The organism is Bradyrhizobium sp. CB3481, assembly GCF_029714305.1.
Lineage (GTDB): Bacteria > Pseudomonadota > Alphaproteobacteria > Rhizobiales > Xanthobacteraceae > Bradyrhizobium.
In genome coordinates this window covers 6,813,099-6,834,608 of the sequence record NZ_CP121647.1, presented here as the reverse complement: position 1 = coordinate 6,834,608, position 21,510 = coordinate 6,813,099, and the positions used below count along the sequence as shown (strand labels likewise).

General features: G+C 63.6%; 17 protein-coding genes and 1 tRNA gene. 13 read left to right on the top strand and 5 right to left on the bottom strand.

Translation table 11 applies throughout. The features are described 5' to 3' along the window. Nucleotides 1-118 precede the first annotated feature (118 nt). The 6 genes from QA643_RS33090 to QA643_RS33065 are packed head-to-tail and all read left to right on the top strand — an operon-like array spanning nt 119 to nt 6,707. Entirely contained in the window at nt 119-1,246 is a 1,128-nt protein-coding gene (locus QA643_RS33090; protein WP_283029852.1) for an amidohydrolase family protein, read from the top strand. Continuing rightward, nucleotides 1,243-2,346: an amidohydrolase family protein gene (locus tag QA643_RS33085; RefSeq protein WP_283029851.1), complete on the top strand. Its 1,104-nt coding sequence runs from the start codon at nt 1,243-1,245 to the stop codon at nt 2,344-2,346. The genes QA643_RS33090 and QA643_RS33085 overlap by 4 nt, the downstream gene beginning before the upstream one ends. Further along, nucleotides 2,346-2,759: a Rieske (2Fe-2S) protein gene (locus QA643_RS33080; RefSeq protein ID WP_283029850.1), complete on the top strand. Its 414-nt coding sequence runs from the start codon at nt 2,346-2,348 to the stop codon at nt 2,757-2,759. Before QA643_RS33085 ends, QA643_RS33080 begins: the two co-directional genes overlap by 1 nt. Before the next feature lie 58 nt (nt 2,760-2,817). Next, on the top strand, nt 2,818-3,828 hold the full coding sequence (locus QA643_RS33075; RefSeq protein ID WP_283029849.1) for an extracellular solute-binding protein: 1,011 nt from the start codon (nt 2,818-2,820) through the stop codon (nt 3,826-3,828). 10 nt (nt 3,829-3,838) lie between these two features. After that, complete coding sequence (locus QA643_RS33070) at nt 3,839-5,599, top strand: iron ABC transporter permease (RefSeq protein WP_283029848.1); 1,761 nt, start codon at nt 3,839-3,841, stop codon at nt 5,597-5,599. Between the two features lie 16 nt (nt 5,600-5,615). Beyond that, complete coding sequence (locus tag QA643_RS33065) at nt 5,616-6,707, top strand: ABC transporter ATP-binding protein (protein ID WP_283029847.1); 1,092 nt, start codon at nt 5,616-5,618, stop codon at nt 6,705-6,707. 140 nt (nt 6,708-6,847) lie between these two features. On the opposite strand, the gene QA643_RS33060 is transcribed toward QA643_RS33065, so the two are convergent. The 3 genes from QA643_RS33060 to QA643_RS33050 are packed head-to-tail and all read right to left on the bottom strand — an operon-like array spanning nt 6,848 to nt 9,767. Beyond that, a complete protein-coding gene (locus QA643_RS33060; protein ID WP_283035005.1) occupies nt 6,848-7,846 on the bottom strand; it encodes an SIS domain-containing protein in 999 nt (332 codons plus the stop codon). 18 nt (nt 7,847-7,864) lie between these two features. Beyond that, nucleotides 7,865-8,824 (bottom strand): N-acetylmuramic acid 6-phosphate etherase, encoded by a 960-nt coding sequence (locus QA643_RS33055; RefSeq protein ID WP_283029846.1) that lies wholly within the window; start codon nt 8,822-8,824, stop codon nt 7,865-7,867. 19 nt (nt 8,825-8,843) lie between these two features. Then, nucleotides 8,844-9,767: a BadF/BadG/BcrA/BcrD ATPase family protein gene (locus tag QA643_RS33050; RefSeq protein ID WP_283029845.1), complete on the bottom strand. Its 924-nt coding sequence runs from the start codon at nt 9,765-9,767 to the stop codon at nt 8,844-8,846. A gap of 122 nt (nt 9,768-9,889) precedes the next feature. On the opposite strand from QA643_RS33050, the gene nagA reads away from it, so the two are divergent. The 4 genes from nagA (at nt 9,890) to QA643_RS33030 (ending at nt 15,332) form a co-directional block, all read left to right on the top strand. Continuing rightward, a complete protein-coding gene (nagA, locus tag QA643_RS33045; RefSeq protein ID WP_283029844.1) occupies nt 9,890-11,074 on the top strand; it encodes an N-acetylglucosamine-6-phosphate deacetylase in 1,185 nt (394 codons plus the stop codon). Beyond that, complete coding sequence (locus QA643_RS33040) at nt 11,075-12,277, top strand: aspartate kinase (RefSeq protein ID WP_283029843.1); 1,203 nt, start codon at nt 11,075-11,077, stop codon at nt 12,275-12,277. Between the two features lie 453 nt (nt 12,278-12,730). Beyond that, nucleotides 12,731-14,119, top strand: a complete 1,389-nt coding sequence (locus QA643_RS33035; protein ID WP_283029842.1) for a DUF4403 family protein — start codon at nt 12,731-12,733, stop codon at nt 14,117-14,119. A gap of 16 nt (nt 14,120-14,135) precedes the next feature. After that, complete coding sequence (locus QA643_RS33030; RefSeq protein ID WP_283029841.1) at nt 14,136-15,332, top strand: alpha/beta fold hydrolase; 1,197 nt, start codon at nt 14,136-14,138, stop codon at nt 15,330-15,332. Nucleotides 15,333-15,707: 375 nt separating this feature from the next. Here the strand turns inward: QA643_RS33030 and QA643_RS33025 are convergent. After that, a tRNA-Ile gene (locus tag QA643_RS33025) sits at nt 15,708-15,783 on the bottom strand. A 173-nt stretch (nt 15,784-15,956) separates the two neighbouring features. On the opposite strand from QA643_RS33025, the gene QA643_RS33020 reads away from it, so the two are divergent. Further along, the gene (locus tag QA643_RS33020) at nt 15,957-16,919 is read left to right on the top strand and encodes a TAXI family TRAP transporter solute-binding subunit (RefSeq protein ID WP_283029840.1); all 963 of its coding nucleotides are present in this window, start codon (nt 15,957-15,959) and stop codon (nt 16,917-16,919) included. Nucleotides 16,920-16,990: 71 nt separating this feature from the next. Here QA643_RS33020 and QA643_RS33015 read toward each other — a convergent pair whose 3' ends face one another. Continuing rightward, complete coding sequence (locus QA643_RS33015) at nt 16,991-18,202, bottom strand: ABC transporter substrate-binding protein (protein ID WP_283029839.1); 1,212 nt, start codon at nt 18,200-18,202, stop codon at nt 16,991-16,993. Between the two features lie 180 nt (nt 18,203-18,382). Here QA643_RS33015 and QA643_RS33010 point away from each other — a divergent pair, with 180 nt between their 5' ends. Continuing rightward, nucleotides 18,383-19,495 (top strand): molybdopterin-binding protein, encoded by a 1,113-nt coding sequence (locus QA643_RS33010; protein WP_283029838.1) that lies wholly within the window; start codon nt 18,383-18,385, stop codon nt 19,493-19,495. 13 nt (nt 19,496-19,508) lie between these two features. Beyond that, on the top strand, nt 19,509-21,458 hold the full coding sequence (locus QA643_RS33005; RefSeq protein ID WP_283029837.1) for a molybdopterin biosynthesis protein: 1,950 nt from the start codon (nt 19,509-19,511) through the stop codon (nt 21,456-21,458). Nucleotides 21,459-21,510: the final 52 nt, after the last annotated feature.

The following is a 21,510-nucleotide window of genomic DNA, read 5'->3' as shown; positions in this document are numbered from 1 at the left end:
TCCCTGCGCATTGATCTATATCAAATTGCTTGACATGTCATTTATTGATGCATCAACATAAAGCCGACGCCGGCCCAAAAAGCAAACCAAGAACCGGCGACGCATTAGGGTGGTGTCCATGGCAAACGGCGAGTTGGCCAATGCAGAGCGCCCGGCCAGGTACGCCGGCGCAATCGACTGCGATCTTCATCCGGCCGTGCCCGGCATGAACGTGCTGCTGCCGTATCTCGACGACTATTGGCGCGAAATGGTCTCGGTTCGCGCGCTCGATCGGCTCAACCTCGCTCTCACCTGCTATCCGCAGAACGTCCCATTGTCGTGCCGTCCCGACTGGAAGCTGCCGGACGGCACCAAACCGGGCGCCTCGCTGCAGGCGATGCAGGAACATGTGCTGGACCCCTACCAGCAGCGGTTTGGCATCCTCAACTGCCTCTACGGCGCCCAGGTCCTGCACAGCGAGGACATGGCGGCGGTGTTCTGCCGGGCGACCAATGACTGGATCCGGGATGAGTGGCTGAGCCGCGATTCCCGGCTGCGCGCTTCCATCGTGGTTGCGGCCCATAACACCGAGCTGGCCGTCGCCGAGATCGAACGGCGCGCGGACGACATGCGGTTCGTGCAGGTGCTGATGCTCGTGTCCGGCGAAGTTACGCTCGGCCGGCGGCAATTGTGGCCGATCTATCGGGTAGCGGAGAAGCTTGGCCTGCCGATCGGAATCCACGCCGGCAGCGCCTACCGCTATGCGCCGACCGCGGTTGGATGGCCATCCTATTTTGTCGAGGACTATATCTCGCAATCGGCCGCCTTCGAAAATCAGCTGCAGAGCATGATTTCCGAGGGCGTGTTTGCCAAATTCCCGGGGCTCAAGGTGGTCGCGATCGAATCGGGCCTGACCTGGCTGAGCGGCTTTGCCTGGCGCGCCGACAAGACCTGGAAGGGGGTTCGCGCCGAAGTGCCCTGGGTGACGCGCGCACCATCGGAGATCGTTCGCGAGCATGTTCGCTTCACTGTCCAGCCAATCGACGCCGTCGACGAGACGGCGGCAATCCTGCGGCTGATCGATCACCTGCGGTCGGACGAGCTATTCCTGTTTTCGACGGACTATCCGCACTGGCAATTCGACGGCGATGCGGCGTTGCCGGATGGACTTTCCGCGGCGCTGCTCCGCAAGATCGTCAGTGATAATGCGCTTGCGACCTACCCGCGACTGATGAAGGCCGATCGAGCCATGGAGATTGCCGTATGAGCACCGTCGACCTCGAGCGAACTAGCGCCGCCAGATCCAGGCTCCGGATCATCGATTGCGATATCCATCCCGCGATGACCTCCTGGACCGAGGTTCATCCATACCTCGCCAAGCAATGGATCGACCATCTCTCGATCTATGGCAGCCATCTGCGCCACGCTTTCTCCGAAGCGCTGTCGCATCCGCGAATGTCGCCGGATGCGGCGCGGGTCGATGCTTATCCGGAGGAGGGCGGCCCGCCGGGCTCGAGCCTCGAGTTGATGCGCAAGCAGCATCTCGATCCCAACGGGGTCGTGACCGGCATGTTGATTCCGCTGCGCTGGAATCCCGGCAGCCAGCGCAATCTGGATTTCGGCGTGGCCCTGACGCAGGCCATGAACACCTGGCAGGTCGAACGTTGGGTGAAGAACGAGCCGCGCCTGCGGGCATCGGTCCTGATCGCGCAGGAGGATACACCTGCTTCGGTCGCCGAAATCGACGCGCGGGCAGGCGATCCGAACTTTACCCAGATCCTGGTATTGCCGAAGACCGATGAGCCGTTCGGCCGCCGCCGCTACTGGCCGATATTCGAGGCGGCGGTGCGCAACAATCTGCCGATCGCCATCCATGTCGGCGGCACCAATGGCCATCCTTCTACCGGCGGAGGCTGGGCGTCCTATTACATGGAAGAGCACCATACCGTGGCGGAAACCATGCAGGCGATTCTGACCAGCCTCGTCTTCGAAGGCGTGTTCGAACGCTTTCCGCAGCTCCGCGTGGTGATCATGGAAGGCGGGCTCGGCTGGATCCCGTCGCTGACCGCGCGCATGGACAAGCACTGGTCGCGCCTGCGCAGCGAGGTGCCGCATCTGAAGCGGCCGCCGTCGGAATATGTCCGCCGGCAGGTGTGGTTCACGACCCAGCCGATGGAAGAGCCGGGAAGCGCCGCGCAACTGATCGATCTGTTCGACCGGATCGGCTGGGATCGCCTGCTGTTCTCGACCGACTATCCGCATTGGGACTTTGACGACCCACGTTACGCCTTCCGCGCCAACCTGAGCGAGAAGCAGCGCGATCAGATTCTCTTTGGCAACGCGCAGGCTTTCTACGGGCTGTCCTGATGACGCGGCATGTTGTTGCAACCGTCGATGACATCCCTCCCGGCCAGCGGCTGCTGGTGAGGGTGGGTGGGCGGGAAATCGGCATCTTCAATGTCGGCGGAGAGTATTTCGCCGTTAGCAACCGTTGTCCGCACGAGGGCGCATCGCTGTGCAAGGGGCGCCTCGTCGGTCTGGTGGAATCCAGCGAGCCCGGGTCCTACCGGTTCAGCCGTCGCGGCGAGTTGTTGCGGTGCCCCTGGCATGGCTGGGAGTTTGACTTAAGGACCGGCAAATCCTGGTGCGAACCCGATCGCACCAAGGTTCGCAGCTACGACCTCAAGGTGGAATCGGGCGGGGCCCTCGTCGAAGGCGAGCTTCAGGCCCAAACGTTTCCGGTCCTGATCGAGAAGCAATATGTGGTGATCGAAGTCTGACACCTGATCGATGCGGTCGATCGGCAAAACAATAAACCGCGTGGAGGATAACGTGTTCTTGAAGCTCAAGAGAATTGCCCTCGCTGCCCTTGCTGCCGGCTTTGCGTGTCCGGCGTCCGCGCAGGATGCGTCCTGGGATGCCGTCGTCGCCGCCGCGAAGAAGGAGGGCAAGGTTGTCGTTTACAACATGGCGCTCGGCGCGCCCTACTTCTCAGCGGTGATCAAGTCGTTCGAGAAGGAATACGGCATCACCGTCGAGAGCCTCGATCTGCGCGCCAGCGAACTCGTCGAGCGCATCAGGACCGAGCAATCGGCGGGACGATATCTCGGCGATGTCGAAATGGTCACCACGACCATGATCGAGGAGCAGCTCAAGAACGGCGATTTCATCCAGAAACTGCCGCCGATCCCGAATGCCGTGAACCTGCGGCCGCCGTTCAAGGCCAACGAGCACAGCATTCCCGCCTACGTCCAGCCCATGGGAATCCTGATCAACACCAGGCTGGTTAGGGATGACGATGTTCCCAAGAGCTGGAACGATCTGAATTCGCCGAAGTGGAAGGGCAAGCTGCTGTCCGACGACATGCGTCCGCTCGGCAGCGGCAATACCCTGTTCGCGGTGCTGCAGAACAACATGGGTGCCGCATTCAACGAAAAGCTCGCCGAGCAGAAACCGGTTTTCAGCCGCGATATGCGCAACGACGCCCGGCGCGTCGCCCGCGGCGAATATCCAATCTACATCACGCAGGTGTTCGCCTTTGCCTCCGATCTCAAGGGCCTGCCGGTGAAGGTGATCGTGCCGCAGGAGGGGGCGCCGTATGCACAGATGGATCTCGCGGTCCTGAAGAACGCCCCGCACGTCAATGCGGCGCGCGTCTTCATGCAGCATTTCCTCACCGTCGAATCCCAGGCGCTCTATGCCAATGCCTGGATGCTTCCGGTGGTGAACGGCGCGGCCGAGCGCGCCGATTCCGCCGCGCAGCCTTATGCCAACGCCAAGCTGATGGGCATGGCGAAACTCTCCGAGCGCCCGGACATGATGGCGCTGGCCAAGAAACTTTATCCCTAGGCGCCGGCAGATGGCTCTCTCGGCCGACGACCGCGTAGCCGATATCGCGCCAGCACGGACGCGGCTGCCTCGCGCATGGCGCCTCCTGAACGGTGCGCCGGCCGGCCGCATCGTCGGGCTGACGCTGCTTGCGATGGTTCTTGCCTTTCTGTCGGTCTATCCGCTGTCGATGCTGCTCTATGGGAGCCTCCATTCGACGCCGCCGGGCGTTGCCGGCGTATTCACGCTCGACGGTTACCGCGAAATCGTTTCACAGCAAAATCTGCTCACGCTGCTCAACACCGTCGGCATTGCGCTGGCCAAGACGATTCCGTCGCTGATCCTGGCCGTGCTGCTCGCCTGGATCCTGGCGAGGACCGATACGCCGTTTCGCGGCACGTTGGAGGTGCTGGTCACGCTGCCCTTCTTCATTCCGCCGATCCTCACCGCGATGGCATGGGGCATGCTGGGCAATCCGCAGGTCGGACTGTTGAACCAGCTCTACCAGTGGACCACCGGATCGACCGCGTCGCCGGTCAACGTCTATTCCTACGGCGGCGTCATCTGGCACATGATGCAATATTCGGTGCCGTTCCTTTTCCTGTTGATCGTCGACGCCTTTCGCTCGATGGACCCGAGCCTGGAGGAGGCGGCGCGGATGTGCGGCGCGACGCGCTTTCGGACCTTCTGCACCGTTACGCTGCAATTGATGCTGCCGGCGCTGACCGGAGCGGCGATCCTCAGCTTCATCCGGGGCATCGAGAATTTCGAATCGCCGCTGTTCTTCGGCTCGCCGGCCGGCATCCACGTCATCACGACCGATATCTACGACTCCATCAATCAGCGCTCGCCGCCGCAATATCAGTATGCCACCGCCATCAGCTTCGTGATCATGGCCCTGATGTTTCTGATCATCCTGATGCAGTGGCGCATGCTGCGCGGCCGCAGTTTCCAGACCATCACGGGGAAAGGCTATTCGCCCGCGGTCATGAAGCTCGGCAAATGGCGCTGGGCGACATTCGCCTTCTGCGCGCTGTTCTTCGCCGTCACGGTGGTGCTGCCGGTGAGCCAGCTCCTGATCGGATCGTTCTTCAAGTTCTTCGGCTTCTACGAATGGGACATGCTGACGCTCGAGCATTATCAGGCGGTGGCGGGCAGCAGCGAGTTCTGGCGCGCCTTCGGCAATACCATGCTGCTCGGCTTCGTCGGCGCCACCTTGACCATGGTGCTCGGCGGCATCGTCGCCTACGTCTCGGTCAGGACCAAATGGCGCGGCCGCCGCCTGATCGACACCATGGCCTGGCTGCCATGGATGATGCCGGGTATCGTTCTGGGCGTGGGCTTCCTGTGGGGTTTCGCGCTGCTGCCGCACGCCATCCCGATCTACGGGACGATCTGGGCGCTGCTGCTCGCCTACATCTCGCTGGGAACGCCGCTGTCGGTGCGCGTCATGTCCAGCGCCTACGGTCAATTGTCCTACGACCTCGAAGAGTGCTCGCGCGTGCACGGGGCGAACTGGCTGCAGACGATGTGGCGCATCATGGTCGCCCTGGTGTGGCCCTCCTTTGCCGTGGGCTGGGTCCTGATCTTCTTCGGAATCATGCGCGAGTTGAGCGCCTCCGTGCTGCTCTATTCGGTCGGCTCCGAGGTTCTCTCGGTGGTCCTCCTGAAGCTCTGGGCCAACGGCAGCGCGGAGCAGGTGAGCGTGATCGGTCTCATCATGATGGCCATGGTGATCATCTTCAGATGGGTGCAGCTCCGCGTCATCAAGCGGTGGATTGGCGCCCTGTGACTAGGGTAGGTGTCTGATGTCAAATGTCGTCCTCGAGAAAGTCAGCCGGAAATTCGGCGAGTTTACCGCCGTGAACGACGTTGATCTCCGCGTCGCCGAAGGCGAGTTCGTAACACTGCTCGGACCGTCCGGCTGCGGCAAAACAACCACCCTGCGGATGGTCGCAGGCCTTGAACAGAATACCAGTGGCCGGATCAGCCTCGGCAACGAGGTGGTCAGCGATGCGGCTTCGGGCGTATTTGTTCCATCGGAGCGGCGACGCCTCGGCATGGTGTTCCAGTCCTACGCGATCTGGCCGCATATGACGGTGTTCGAAAACGTCGCATATCCGTTGCGGGTGCGTCGGCGTCGCGCCGCCGAAATCCGCGATCTGGTTTTGCGGGCGCTGCGCCTGGTGGAAATGGAAAGTTTTGCCGAGCGGCCTGCGCCGGCGCTTTCGGGCGGCCAGCAGCAGCGCGTGGCCATCGCGCGGGCGCTGGTGTTCGAGCCGAAAGTGCTGCTTCTTGACGAGCCGCTGAGCAATCTCGACGCCAAGCTGCGGCTGCAGATGGGCGACGAATTCCGCACAATCCAGCGGCGGCTCGGCATGACCACCCTTTATGTCACGCATGATCAGTCGGAGGCGATGGCGCTTTCCGACCGCGTGGTCGTGATGGACCAGGGACGAATTCAGCAGGTGGGGGCCCCCGAAGACATCTATCGCTACCCGGCCAATCGCACGGTCGCGGGATTCTTCGGCAACCCGAATCTCCTGAACGCCAGTGTGGAGGCGTGTGCGCGCCTGGAGGGAGGCCGGGTTCAGCTTGACGTCGTCGGGCACGGTTGGCAGGGGCGATGCGAGGCTGCAACCGAGGTGCCGGCAGGACAAACCGTCACGGTCATGGTGCGGCCGGAAGACATCCGTATTGCACCCGCAAGCACCGACAAGGACGGGCTGCGCTGGTCCGGACGGATCGCCCACACGATCTTCCGCGGCCCGACAAGGTCGATCGTGGTGGAGATCGAGAACGGTCGCCTCAATGTCGATGCGCCCGCCTTTGGCGGCTATTCGGTCGGCGACAATGTGACCGTCGTCGTCCCTCGGCACGCGGCCTGGGCCGTGGGATAGGTCATTTCAAGCGGACGCGATTGGGGCGCTTCATGCCGCGGTTCACCGGGATGCCGGTTTGCGCCCGATGAGATCAAGGGCAGGGCGTGAACCAAAAGGGTTGCGCTGAATGCGGACTCGGTCGCGCGAACCTTCCAGTGTCAAAACGTCTCGGTAATCTTGCTCAGGCGAGGGGGACGATCCGGATCAAATCCGCAGGCGCGCGCGGTCTGCTCAATGATCCGATAGGCCGGAACGAGCATGGTGATCGGGTCGGTTGTGGGATCATCCTCGGCCAACCAGGGCAGCGATCCCTGCGGTCCGCCGCAGAGATGCAGCGCGATCCCTTGCTCGCGCAATTCTTCCGCCAGGGCGTCCACCGTACCAGCCGTTTCATCCATGAAGCGCATCATGATTACAGGCGTGCGCGATGACAACGCGGCCCGCGGCCCATGCTGCAGCTCGGCGGCGGACAGGCCGATCGACGGCAGGCGCAGGATTTCCGAAAGTTTGAGCGCGATCTCCCGCGCCGAGCCCAGGCCCAGGCCCCGCGCTGCCACGAACACGGCCGACGCCTTGGCGAGGTCATCTGATATCTCGGACCAGTCGAGCGCCACCGCGCGGTGCAGGCGCGCGGGCAGTCGGTCCAGTGCCGACTGCAGCGCACGATCTCCCGCCAGCTCGGCAACGAGTGCGGCGCCAGCGGCCATCGAGCCGATCACGGTCTTGGTCGCCGCGACCGAGTGCTCTTGGCCGGCTTCGATCGGAACGACGAACTCCGCCTCGTCAGCCACGGGCGAGGACATCGCGTTGACGATGGCGAGGGTGCGGGCGCCCGCTGCGCGCGCCGACCTGGTCGCCGCGACAAGATCCGGGCTGCGTCCGGATTGCGAGATCACGATGAACAGCGCATGAGGCAGCATCAAGGGCGTGCGAAATGCCGTGATCACCGAAGGCGCGCTGGCTGAAACCGGAAGGCGAAGCCGCGTCTCGATAAGGTATCTCAGGAAAACCCCGGCGTGCCCGGAGCTTCCCCGGCCGCACACGACGCACAGGGGGGCGGCGCCAATCCCAATTCGCCGTGCGATGTCGCGCGTGGCGGGGCGATTGCGAACGATTTTATCGACGACATCTGCGCTTTCCGCGATTTCGCTCGCCATTGCGGATGTTGTCACGGCTCAACCTCCGCCTTGCTTGCGCGCTGTTGCCTCCCTGGAATGCCGGTCACGATTCGAATCACGATCCGAATCACGATCCCTGGCGAGCTCGGCAAACACCCGGCGTAGGTTGCCGTCGCCGTCCTTCAGAACGGTCTCGGCATCAGCCGGGTCTAGTCCCAATGCCAGAAGGACTGCCGTCTTGACGTCTCCATCGGCCTGCTCGAGCGAGCGTGCCGCGTGCGACGGATTACAGTGCGCGATCTGCGCCACCATGGCCTCGGCGCGCCGCTTCAGCTTGGCATTGGTCGGCTGCATGTTCACCATCATGCCGCGATACACCCGGCCAAGGCGCAGCATGATCCCTGAGGAGATCAGGTTGAGGACAACCTTTTGCGCGGTGCCGGCCTTCATCCGCGTGGAGCCGGCGATCAGCTCGCGCCCGGTCTCGATCAGGATCGGAAACTTTGCCGATGCCAGCAGTGCGGTGCCGGGATTGTTGGCGACACCGATCGTCACGGCGCCGAAAGAGCCTGCCTGCTGCAGCGCCGCCACCGTGAATGGCGTTGTCCCGCTGGCGGCAACGGCGATCACCACGTCCTGTTGTGTGAGCTGTGCGGCATTGATCTGCGCGATCGCGTCATCAACATCGTCCTCCGCGCCCTCGATGCTGGTGACGAAGGCGCTGTCGCCGCCGGCGACAACAAAGTGGACGCGCTCCTTGGGCCAGGCGAAAGTCGGCGTCAGCTCGGCGCCGTCCTGCACGGCGACGCGGGCCGAAGTGCCGGCGCCGACATAGACAATGCGACCGCGGTCGCCCAAAGCCGCCTTGGCCGCTTCGGTCGCCGCGGTGATCGCCGGAAGGGCATGGCCGATCGCCGCCACTGCCGCAAGCTGGCCCTCCCACATCGCTTCCATCGCTGACGCGAGCGACCATGCGTCAAGATCGGCAAAGCGGGGGTCGACGTCTTCGGTGGCCATGTTGTTGATCCAAGCGCCCTCAAACGCGGAACTTCGAAGCCTGTTCATGGTCAGTTTCTCTCTTGGGCAGGGCAAGCCGCCCTCGCGCCACCAGTAGCGCGCCGGCCGCCGCATCGGCGTCAGGCCGCCTCAGGCGGGCGCGCAGGTCGGGCGTCAGCCAGGGCGTGACGGCATCCGCGAGCCCGCCCACCAGGGAGAGGCGGTCAATACCTCTCGCCAGGAACAGATCGAGCAGATCGCCGATCGCATCGGCCGCGCGTTCGACAATGCGCCGGCCGACCGGATCGCCCTGATTGGCGTGCCGCATCACGATCGGCGCGAATGCAGCGTAGTCCGTGGCCCTGGCTTCTTCAGACCAGGCCACCGCCTGGTAGGGATCGTGGTCGAATGCGCCCAGCACCTCTGACAGCAACGGGGTCAGCTCGCTGCGACGATCCGCAGCGCGTAGCGCCAGTCGAACGACCTGCAGGCCGATGTCGGCGCCGCTGCCTTCGTCCGACACAGGAAAGCCGTAACCGGCGAGACGGACTTCGCGGCCGCCGATCAGGCCGATCCCCACCGAGCCGGTGCCGGCAACCACGATGGCCCCGTCCGCACCACTGTGGGCGCCGAGACAGGCTGCCAGGCCATCGCTGATGAAGGTGACGGATGCAAAGGGATGCGCGATCCTGTTGAGCGCCGCTTCTGCGCCCCGGCGACCAATACCGGCAAGGCCAATTCCGGCGTGCATCCGCGCGAAATCCTCGCGGGTCAGTCCGGCGAGTGCGGTTGCCGCTTCGGTAGCCTCCATAATGGACCGCCACGCCTTCTCGACGCCGATCCGCGTCGTGGCAGGCCCTGAGTTCGCCTCACCGAGCACCCCGCCGTTTTCGTCTTCGATCCGGGCGCGGCAACGGGTTCCGCCGCCATCAATGCCGAGATACGTGGTACCTTTTGTTCCCATGGAACGTTAACGCCAGGGTTTCGCTTCGGGTCCTTCCCACGCCCCTCGGCGTACATATGAAGTTCTATGGGGAAATGGGGCTCGCCTCACGAGTCCGTGACTGCATTCTCGGATGAACACTGATGGGCCACGCTGGGTCTTCCGTCTCTCTCATCATTGCCGCGCAGCACATCTTCGATGGCACGGACATGCGCGGACCGGGGTCGGTGAGGATCTCGCAGGGGCGGATTGAAAGCATCGGTTACGGCGAGGCAGAGTCGCGTGGCTCAATCCACCTTCCCGCAGATTCGATCCTTGCACCCGGATTTATCGACATTCAGGTGAACGGAGGCGGGGGCGTCCTTCTCAACGACCAGCCAACAGAGGCCGGCGTTCGATGCATCGTTGAGGCGCACCGCAAGGCGGGGACCACGGGCTGCTTGCCGACCCTCATCACCGATCGCAGCGACGTCCTGGAGCGGCTAGCGGCAGTCGCTGAGACTTGTTCGAAAATCCCGGGCGTGCTCGGCTTTCATCTGGAAGGACCGGCTCTCAACCGATCTCGCAAGGGCATTCATCCGGAAGCCGAGATACGCGTTCCCGATCGGCGCGATCTCGCCGCGATCAAAAGGTTTGGAGGCTGCGGCCGTTCCATCGTGACCCTGGCCCCGGAATGCGTTCCTGCGTCCGTGATTGACGAATTGATCGGCGCCGGATTGCGTATCGCGGCCGGCCACAGCGACGCCACCGCGCCCGAAATCGGGCAGGCGGTCGATCGCGGTGTCTCCGGGGTGACCCATCTGTTCAATGCCATGTCGCAGTTGAACGCAAGGGAGCCGGGCTTGGTGGGGGCCGCGCTTGATGATGACCGGCTGTTTGCAGGGATCATCTGCGACGGCATCCATGTTGACCGTGCCGGTTTGCGTGTTGCCTTCCGCTGCAAGGGGCGCGATCGTTTGATGCTGGTCACAGATGCCATGCCATTGGTGGGTACCAACGACCGGCAATTCATGCTGCAGGGAAGGCGGATCACGTTGCACGAAAATCGCCTGACTGGCCCCGATGGCACGCTCGCCGGCGCTCACCTCACCATGATCGAGGCGGTGCGCAACGCCGTTGCGCTGCTCGGAATCTCCCTTGCCGATGCTCTCATGATGGCGTCTCGGACGCCTGCGGCCTTTCTGGGCCTTGAGTCCGAGTTTGGACGGATCGCGCCCGGATACCGCGCGGACCTCGTCGCTTTCACTCCGAACTATGAGGTCGTCGGTACGTGGATAGGCGGCGTTGGTTCACTGGACGAGGCGAGTGAGGCTTCCCACCGGGGGTAGATGCGCAACCATCCCATCATCGTGCAAAAATATGGCGGCGTCTGTCTTGAGACGCCGGCGAAAATTCGCGCCGTGGCGCGCAGTCTCGCCGACTTGCATGGCCGCGGTTATCGTGTCGTGGCGATCGTCTCCGCCATGGGCAAGACCACCGATCAATTGATCCAGATGGCTTATCAGGTAAGCCCTAGTCCCAACCGCCGCGAACTCGACATGCTGCTGACGACAGGGGAGCGCATCAGCATGTCGCTGATGAGCATGGCGCTTTCCGATCTCGGGGTGCCTGCGATCAGCTTCACCGGCAGTCAGGCCGGCGTGATGACCGACGACTCCCATTCCGCCGCACGCATTGTGGATGTTCGGCCCATTCGCGTGCGCGAGGAACTTGATCGTGGGCGCGTCGTGGTGCTGGCGGGATTTCAGGGCGTGAACCCGGCGACCCGGGAAATCACCACGCTCGGCCGGGGCGGCAGCGACACCACGGCGGTCGCGATGGCCGCAGCGCTGAAAGCCGAGCGCTGTGAAATCATCAAAGAGGTCGATGGGATTTGTTCGGCCGACCCGCGCATCGTGACGGATGCAAAGCCGTTGCGGCGGGTCGACTTCGCATCGCTGTCGGAGATGTGCTTCTGGGGGGCAAAGGTCCTGCATTTTCGCAGCGTCGAGCTGGCGCAAAGTCAGGATGTGCGGCTGGTTGTCAAGCAGTGGGACGGCGCCAAGCGTAGCACGCTGGTGATGAAAGAGGTTGCAGGCATGGAAAACGGAAAGGTTCTGGCCGTCAACTCGATGGCTCGCGTTGAGTACGTGGAAATCGATTGCAAGGATCTCAATGATGGCTTTGAGAAATTCGCTCACCATCTCAAGCAAAACAGCCTGTCTTGGCCGCAGCTCTTGGCATCACACTTCACCGCAGGAAAAGCCGGCATGATGGTGACCTGCGATTCGGAGTGGCTCGATGCCCTGTTGCGCACGCTGGAGCATGCCAAGGATCTGCGCAGGCAGCGCGAGGCTTCAAGCTCAGTCAGTCTCACCTGCTTCGGCGGCATTTCACCGGAGTTGCCGTTCAGGGCGTTGCAGGTTCTTGGACAGCACGGGATTGTCCCTGACAAGTATGTGTTGTCGCCGCATTCGGTCAGTTTGTTTGTTGCTGTTGAGAAGCGGAAGGATGCGGTCCAAGCGTTGCATTCGCTTGTCCAGCAAACGTAGGCTCGAGAAGCGGCGGGAATCGATGGGCCAAGAGGGACTCAAACCGAAAAACAAACCGTTATGAGCGGGAGGATAGAGGTCAGTTCGTTCATTTCTCTGGCCTCGCTCGATTTCGCCGAGGGGCTGAAGGCCATCGTTTTGCGTCATTTGTCATTTGACTTGCAGGACGTCTCGCGTTCATCGTGAGATAGAGACCGTGGGGATCCGCCCGGCACTTGCCAAAGACGGATACGGAATGGCGGTAGCTCGATTTCGGAGTTGCCAACCTGCCGAGCGTGGATCGCAAAGCAGGTTCCGCCTTTCATGCACTCCTAACGCATAGTGCCGTTATCGCTCGCGACCGCACTGAGTACCGACTGTGGTTCTGGTTTTGCTTGAAGCTGGAGCACGGAAATGATTCCTCCATCACGCACATATCAACCGGAATACGATTCGATCGCGAATAGATCGCGCATGGGCATAGCCCGCCTCGCCGCACTCGCTCTTGGAGCGCTCCCGTCGATCGCGTTCGGCGCCGATAAGCCGGCGCTGAGCCCGGACGCAGCAACACCGCTCGTAACGACCTCTCGCATCTCCGCGACGGTCGAGTTCGGGCTGCCGGCGCTCGCTGCGGTGATCGAGCGGGATATTCCAAAGCGGCTTGCCACCATCGACGAACGCGTCAACTGCGTTCATCGTCGTGTTCTCATTTTCCGCGTCAACGCCAACTGCGATGTCTGGGGTTTCGTCGACCGGACCAGCCCGGTCTCTCTGTATGGCCGGGGCGACCGCGTCTTCGGAACGGTCTCGATATATGGCGCCGCCGAAGGCCAAGGAGCCAATCGTTTCACGGCGCGCATTCGCGGCGACACCGAGGCGCGCGCGACGATCGAGGTTGAAGCGCGCCCCGAGCTGCGGAGGGATGGGTCGCTGCAGCTAAACATCAGCGACTTCTTCCACTGGAGCGAACATCCCTATCTTCACGTGCTCGGCCGCGAGTTTGACCTGGCGCCCTATGTCGAGCCCAACATCCGGACGCAACTTGGCCGCATCCGGTCGCGCGCGCTGGCGGCGGCGCGCGCACTCGACCTGCACGGCAAAGCCGAGATGGCGTGGCGTCACGCGTTTGAACCCATCAAACTCGCGGAGGATCCACCGACCTGGCTGCAGCTGACCCCGCACAGCGCGGCTTTCGCCGGGGTCCGCGCCAACGTCAAGCTATTGTGGGGATCGCTTGAACTTACCGGCTCCGCCGAAACCGTGATAGGGCAGCAGCCGCCGGCTGTCACGCCGACAGGACTGCCGCCGCTCGGCACCGCGGTGGCGGAGCCGGGAACTTTCGACGTCATTCTTCCCATCCGCATCAACTACGACACGCTCAAGGACAAGATCAGCCAGGCGATGGCAGCCGCGCCGGCCCAGGACACTTCCGTGCGCGAGGTTCAGGTTTATCCGTCATCGGGTAAACTCGTGATCGGCCTGCGCCTCGCAAAGAGTTCGGACACCGATTCCAGCGCAGGCCAATGGACATATCTCTCCGCCACGCCAAAAGTCGATACTAACGCCAAGACCTTCAGTCTCGGCGAAATCGACCTGACAACTTCGTCAGATGACAGCCAGATTCGATCTGCCGTGCAACAGCTGGCGGCGCAGCTGAAGAATGTTGCTAATCTCGACTACGGCATCTCCTATCAGAACCTGCTCATGGCGGCGAACGAGCGCCTGACGCGCCCACTGAAGGATGGCTTTCGCATGGAGGGGCGCCTCGACTCGGCAAGGCTCGAGAAAGTGCAGATGTTGAGCGAAGGAATCCTGATTGCTCTTCATGCCAGCGGCGGTCTGAAGATACTCTACGGCTTGTAAGCACGTGAGCTGGACCATGCGGTACCTCAATTTCGTCGGCAGCTGGCGGCGCAAATGGATGTCAAATGCGCTCGTCGCCGCAGCGATCTTTGGCCTGGCGCGGATAGCGTCGGCCCAGACGGCATTTTATGATGCGCCGGAATCATTGCTCGCTGGTGCGCCGGGCACCCTGGTGCGGCAGGAGCCGATGGACGGCGCTCCGCTCGGCGCCTCCACCTATCGCGTGCTCTATCGGTCGATGGGGCTGAACGGCCGGCCGATCTTTGTGTCTGGCGTCGTCATCGTCCCGCAAGATGCGCCCCCGCCCGGCGGTCGTCCGATCGTTGCTTGGGCGCATCCTACATCGGGCATCGTCCCGCGCTGCGCGCCGTCGCTGGCGATTTTTCTGTTTCAGCAGATCCAGGGCCTTCGCTCGATGATCGCCCGTGGCTTCGTCGTGGTGGCGACCGATTATCCGGGGCTCGGCACGCCGGGCCCGCATCCTTATCTGGTGGGTGAGAGCGAAGGTCGCGCCGTGATCGATATCGTGCGCGCCGCACGCTCCCTTCCCCGGGTAGGCGAGGGCAAGGACTTCATCGTATGGGGACATTCGCAAGGCGGGCAAGCTGCGCTCTTCGCTGGGATGATGGCAAACGACTACGCCCCTGAGCTGAAACTTCTTGGAGTCGCTGCGGCGGCGCCAGCGACGGATCTTGCGAAGCTGATGAGTGACGACATCAACTCGATCGGTGGCAAGAACATCACGGCGATGACGCTATGGTCGTGGCACCGCGTCTACGGAGCCGCTATCGACAAGGTCGTCGATCCGCGCGCCATGCCCGCCATCGACAGGCTGGCGCAAGAATGCATCGAAGGGCCTTTCGACCTGATCGTCAGACAAAGAACAGGGAGGCCGCTCGATCAATATTTCCTGACGGTGCAAGATCCGACCAAGGCCGAACCATGGCGCTCGCTTCTCGAACAGAACAGCACCGGCGTGCTCTCTCCTGAGATTCCCATCCTTCTGGCGCAGGGGACCAACGACCAGATCATCCAGCCCGTGGTTACGCAGGCCTACATGGACAAGCTGTGCAAGGCTGGCAGCAAGGTCAGGATGGTCATGCTGCCCGGTATCGGCCACGGACGCGCCGCGCAAGCGAGCACGATAGCGGCGGTGAACTGGATAACTGACCGCTTCGCCGGGAAAACACCTCCGGACGATTGCGTCAGATAGGCACCTTCGCTTCGCGAGCGAAGACGGGCTTCCCCAAACACCGCGAACTATTAGTTTCGATTTCGCGCCTGGCGGGTTTTGAGCTCGTCATGCGGAGCATGTCGTGAGTCGACGGAGCGACCGGGCGGTGGCCGTTCGCGGATTGGCCGATAATGTATCCATGCCGCTGATTTGCCCGACATGTCAAATGGCGCAGCGTCCCCGGAATCCTGACCAGCCGCGTCCATTTCTACTTTGCATGGGGTTGTTTTCGATATTTTTGTTGGAGCGTGGCGATTCGATCTTTCGGCGGTGGTTGGCTTGCCGAGCCGAAGCTCGTGGTCCGAGCAACCGGTCTTCGGCTACGGCGCCTTCACTCGCTTCGCGAGCGAAGGCTGGTGGGCCCGGCAGGACTCGAACCTGCAACCAGACCGTTATGAGCGGCCGGCTCTAACCATTGAGCTACAGGCCCCGCCGCGGGACGGCCGCGGGAAGAGGGCGGCCGGCAACGGTGCCGCCATCGTTTACAGGCATGACAGCGATACGGCAATGCCGGGTTTGAGGCGGAAAACGCGCTTTCACAAGCGCCCGGGCTTGCCTACAACCTCTGCTGCATCATTCGTCATGGAACGCTTGAGGCCAACAATGAAACTCGCTTGGATTGCCAGCATCGGCCTGCTGCTTGCGGGCAACGCGGGGGCGCAGGAGGGAGGCAAGGCCATTACCAAGACCACCATCAGCCTGGGGACTGCGACGCCGGGCGGCGGCTTCCCGGTTTACGGCGGCGCGTTTGCGGAAATCATGAATGCAGCCGATCCGGCGCTGTCGATCGAGCCGCGCAACACCAAGGGCTCCAACGAGAACATCCCGCTGCTGGAATCAGGCCAGCTCGACATCGCCCTGGTGGCGGGCGAGCCGGCCTATGAGGCCTTCATGGGCATCGGGCGGGCGCCGACCAAGCTGAAGATCCTCACCGCGATGTATTCCAGCCCCGGCATGTTCGTGGTGCGGGCGGACAGTCCCTACAAGACGATCAGGGATCTGGTCGGCCAGCCCGTTGCCTTCGGCGCCAAGGGCTCCGGCCTGCCGATCCTGTCGCGCTATATCCTGGACGGCATCGGCCTGAAGCAGGACGAGGATTTCAAATCGATCTATCTCGACCGCGCCGGCGACGGCCCGGCCATGGTGCAGGACGGCCGCGCCGCCGCGCTGTGGGGCGCCGGCATCGGCTGGCCGGGCTTTGCCACGATGGCGCAGGCGCCGGGCGGGGCGCGGTTCATCGCGCCCGATGCCGGCGAGATCGCGCGCGTTCGCGCCAAGCACACCTTCCTGAAACCGCTGACGGTCCCGGCCAACAGCTATCCGAACCAGCCGGCAGCCATCGATTCTATCGGCTCCTGGAGTTTTGTGCTCGCGCGCGAAAGCCTGCCGGACGATGTCGCCTACCGCCTCGCGCGCACCCTGCACGGGGCAGAGACTGCCCTCTGCAAGAAGCTGCCGCAGGCCTGTGAGACCACGGCCGCGAATACGATCGCGGCCGCGCCGAATGCGGAGCTGATTCATCCGGGGGTGATGAAGTATTTTCGGGAAGTCGGGGTGGTGAAATAGGCGAATAGCGAATGGCGAGTAGCGAATGGTTCGCTTCGACCACTCGCTATTCGCTACTCGCCATTCGCGTCCTACTTCTTCGCCATCGCGCACGCCGGGTCCGGCGGGCCGAACGCTTCGTCGCCCGGTATCTTGGCGAGGATCTGATAATAGTCCCACGGATATTTCGATTCCTCGGGCTTCTTGACCTGCACCAGCCAGAGGTCGTGCACCATCAGATTGTCCTCGCGCAGTTTTCCGTTGCGGGAGAAGAAATCCTCGATCGGCTTTTCGCGCATCTTCGCCGCCACCTTCAGCGGTTCATCGGTGCCGGCTTCCTTGATCGCGTTGAGATAGCTCATCACCGAGGAATAGACGCCGGCCTGCCACATCGTCGGCATCCGGTTCATCTTGGCGAAATAGCGCTTCGACCATTCGCGGGTCTTGTCGTCCATGTCCCAGTAGAACGAGGTCGTCAGCAACAGGCCCTGCGCTGCCGGTAATCCCAGCGAATGGATGTCGGTGATCAGCGCGAGCAGCGCCGCCATCTGCTGGCCACCCTTGAACACGCCGAACTCGGCAGCCGTCTTGATCTCGTTCATGTTGTTGGGCGGACCGGCGGCGATGCCGATGATCTTGGCCTTGGAGGCCTGGGCCTGTAGCACGAATGACGACAGGTCCGGCGTCGCGAGCGGCGGCCTGACCGAGCCCAGCACCTTGCCGCCATTCTTGGTGACCACGGCGGAAGCGTCGCGTTCCAGCGAATGGCCGAAGGCGTAGTCGTCGGTGATGAAGAACCAGCTGTCGCCGCCGCGCTTCACCACGGCCTGCGCAGTGCCGACCGCGAGCGAACGGGTGTCGATCACCCACTGCATCGCGTAAGGCGAACAGGATTTGCCGTGGAAGTCCGCGGTGAGGGTCGAATGCGTGATGAACAGTTTCTTCTTCTCGTTGGCGATGCCTTGCACGGCAAGGCCGACTGCCGACACCGGCACGTCGACGATCAGATCGACCTGCTCGACGTCGTACCAGCGCCGCGCGATGGCGCCGCCAATGTCGGGCTTGAGCTGGTGGTCGCCGATGACGATGCTGATCGGTTTGCCCAGCACTGTGCCGCCGAAATCATCGATCGCCATTTGCGCTGCTGTCACCGAGCCCTGGCCGGTCGGCGTCGCCGCCGGGCCGTTCATATCGGTGAGGACGCCGATCTTGACCAAATCATCTGAAATTTGCGCGAGCGCTGCGGTCGATGCCAGCATCGCAGCCGCGACCAGTCCCAGCCTGGAAAGGTTCCTGGCGAACATTCGTTTTCTCCCTCAGGGATCGGCGCGATTGGCCGTATCGATTGGTCGGCGGTTGGCTCCGCCAATTGGTCTCATTTGCAACTATTTTGGACTATCGTCAACCAGCCGAAAGGAGAGGGGAAAACGCGAACAGTAGCGGGTTCTGTTTATTTCCGGCCCGATTCAGGGCATAGCCGGGCCATGACGTCGTCCCAGCGCCTGCCAGCCTCCCTCACGCCGCTCGATGCGGCGGTCGCAACATTGCTCGACGGTGCCGACGCCGTCGCGCCGGCGGAACTGGCGCTTGCGGATGCGCTGCGCTGTGTCGCAGCCGAGATGCCGCCGCTCAAGGCCTATCCGGAGCGCGATACGGCCTCGGTCGACGGTTACGCGCTTTGCGCCCGCGATCTCGTCGGCGCGTCCTCCTATTCGCCGTTGCCATTGATGGCCGTGCCGGTTTGGGTCGAAGCCGGCGAGGCCATTCCGGATGGTTGCGACTGCGTGCTGGATTCGGATTCGGTCGATGTCTCAGGGCCGATGCCGCAGGTGCTGGCGGAAGCAATCCCGGGGCAAGGCGTGCGCCGGGCCGGCAGCGATATCGCCGCGGGCCGCTTCGTCGTGGAGGCCGGGCAGCACGTGCGGCCGCGCGATCTTCTGATGGCGCGCGCTGCCGGACTGCAGCACTTGAACGTCCGCCGTCCGCGGGTGCGCGTCGTCAATATTCCCGGTAGCGACGTGACGGCGGATCTGATCGCGGAGAGCGCACGCGCCATCGGCGCCGCAACGACCTCCTTTACTGCTGCGGGACGCGATGCCGGATCGATTGGTGCAGCGCTCGATGGTAGATCCTGCGATCTGCTCCTGAGCGTCGGCGGCTCCGGCGTCGGTCGCACCGATGCGGCAGTAACGGCACTGGCTTCACGCGGCGAGGTGCTTGCCCACGGCATTGCCCTGCAGCCCGGGCGCACTTCGGCGATCGGACGCATCGGCAAGACGCCGGTCGTGGTGCTGCCGGGGGCGCCGGACCAGGCCCTTGCGGCATGGTGGACGCTGGCACTGCCGGTGCTCGATCGCCTCTCGGTTCATCGCCGACGCGAGACGGTCAATTTGCCGCTGGCGCGCAAGATTGCATCTCAGGTCGGCATCGCCGAGATCGTGCTGGTGGAGCGGAAGCAGGACATGTGGAGCACGCTGGCGGTGGGCGAGTTGTCGCTGGAGGCGATTGCCCGCGCCGAGGCCTGGCTCGCCGTGCCGGGCGGCTCGGAGGGATTTGCGGCAGGCCGCCCCGTCGACGCCTATATGCTTCGGGAGTGATATGAGTTCGGGAATGACCAATACGCCCTCGCCGAAAGATCGCGATACGAACGAGCAGGATCAGTTCCTGACGATCCTCTCGCGCGAGGACGCGCTGGCGCGGTTCGAAGCCGCCTTGTTCCCACATGCGGTAGCAAGCGAAATGCGCCTGCTCGCCGGCGCGCTCGGCTGTGCGCTTGCCGAGGACGTGGTGGCGCCGATCGACGTGCCGCCGTTCGATCGTTCCAATGTCGACGGCTTTGCGGTGCGTTCGGCCGACCTCGCTTCAGCGGGTGAAGCTTCGCCGGTCCGCGTAATACTGAACGATGAGGTGATCGCCTGCGGCACCGCGCCGACGCGGCCGGTGCTGTCGGGAACGGCGACGCCGATTGCGACCGGCGGTCCGGTGCCGCGCGGGGCGGACGCCGTCGTCATGGTCGAGCACACGCAGCCGGCGGGACCGCGCGCGATCGAAATCCGCCGCGCTGCTTCGCCCGGACAATTCGTGTCCTATGCCGGTTCTGACATTGCCCGCGGCGAGGCGCTGCTGCGCGCCGGCACGGTCATCGGCTCGCGCGAGATCGGCATGCTGGCGGCGTGCGGTATCGCGAATGTTCCCGTCGCGCGCCGGCCGCGCGTTGCGATCATCTCGACCGGCGACGAATTGGTGCAGCCCGGCCAGCCGTTACGGCCGGCTGCGATCTACGATACCAACGGCGCGATCGTCACCGCGGCGATTTCCGAGAATGGCGGCGAGGCTCACTTTCTCGGCGCCATCCCTGACGACGAAGCGCAGCTCGAAGAAGCAATGCGCAAGGCGCTCGCGATCAGCGACATGCTGGTGCTGTCAGGTGGAACGTCGAAGGGGGCTGGCGACGTCTCTCACCGTATCATCGGCCGGCTCGGCAAACCCGGCATCATCGCGCATGGCGTAGCGCTCAAGCCCGGCAAGCCGCTGTGCCTTGCGGTGTGCGACGGCAAGCCTGTCATCATCCTGCCGGGATTTCCGACCTCCGCGATGTTCACCTTCCACGACATGATCGTGCCGGTGCTGCGGCGGATGGCCGGCCTGCCGCCGCGGTCGGACGCCAAGGTCAATGCGCGCGTGCCGGTGCGGATTGCTTCCGAGCTCGGCCGCACCGAGTTCGTGATGGTGTCGCTGGTCGAAGGCGCGGATGGATTGATCGCTTACCCGACAGGCAAGGGCTCGGGCGCCATCACTTCGTTTGCGCAGTCCGACGGCTTTCTGCGCATCGATGCGCTGGCGGACCAGATGCCGACCGGCAGCGAGGCCGAGATCACGCTGTTCACGCCGCATGTGCGGGTGCCCGATCTCGTCATCGTCGGCAGCCACTGCACCGGGCTCGATCTCGTCACCGCGCCGCTGGCGCATGCCGGGCTGGTGGTGCGTTCGATCGCGGTCGGCAGCCTCGGCGGGCTCGCCGCCGCCAAGCGCGGCGAGTGCGATTTCGCGCCGATCCATCTGTTCGACGAGAAGAGCGAGACCTACAACACGCCCTATCTGAGTGAGGGACTCGAGCTGGTGCCGGGCTGGCGTCGCATGCAGGGCATCGTGTTCCGCAGGGGCGACCGCCGTTTCGAGGGGCTGAGTGCGGAGGACGCGGTCCGCGCCGCGCTTGCCGACTCCGCCTGCATCATGGTCAACCGCAACCAGGGCGCCGGTACGCGCATTTTGATCGACCGGCTGCTCGGCGGCGCGCGCCCGGATGGCTACTGGAATCAGCCGCGTTCGCATAATGCGGTGGCGGCAGCCGTCGCGCAGCACCGCGCTGACTGGGGCATGACCATTGCGCCGGTCGCGCATGCGTCAAACCTGGGTTTCATTCCCTTTGCCGAAGAGCATTATGATTTTGCGCTGGTGAAGGCGCGCAAGCAGCGGCCAGCGGTGCAGGCATTTCTCGACGCGCTCGCATCGGAAGCAGGGCGGGCCGCACTGGCGCAGGCGGGCTTTCGGCCGGCCTGAAGCGTTCGCGAATTGACGAAGCCGCCAACAGAAGCGGCTCGGGCAGGGATGG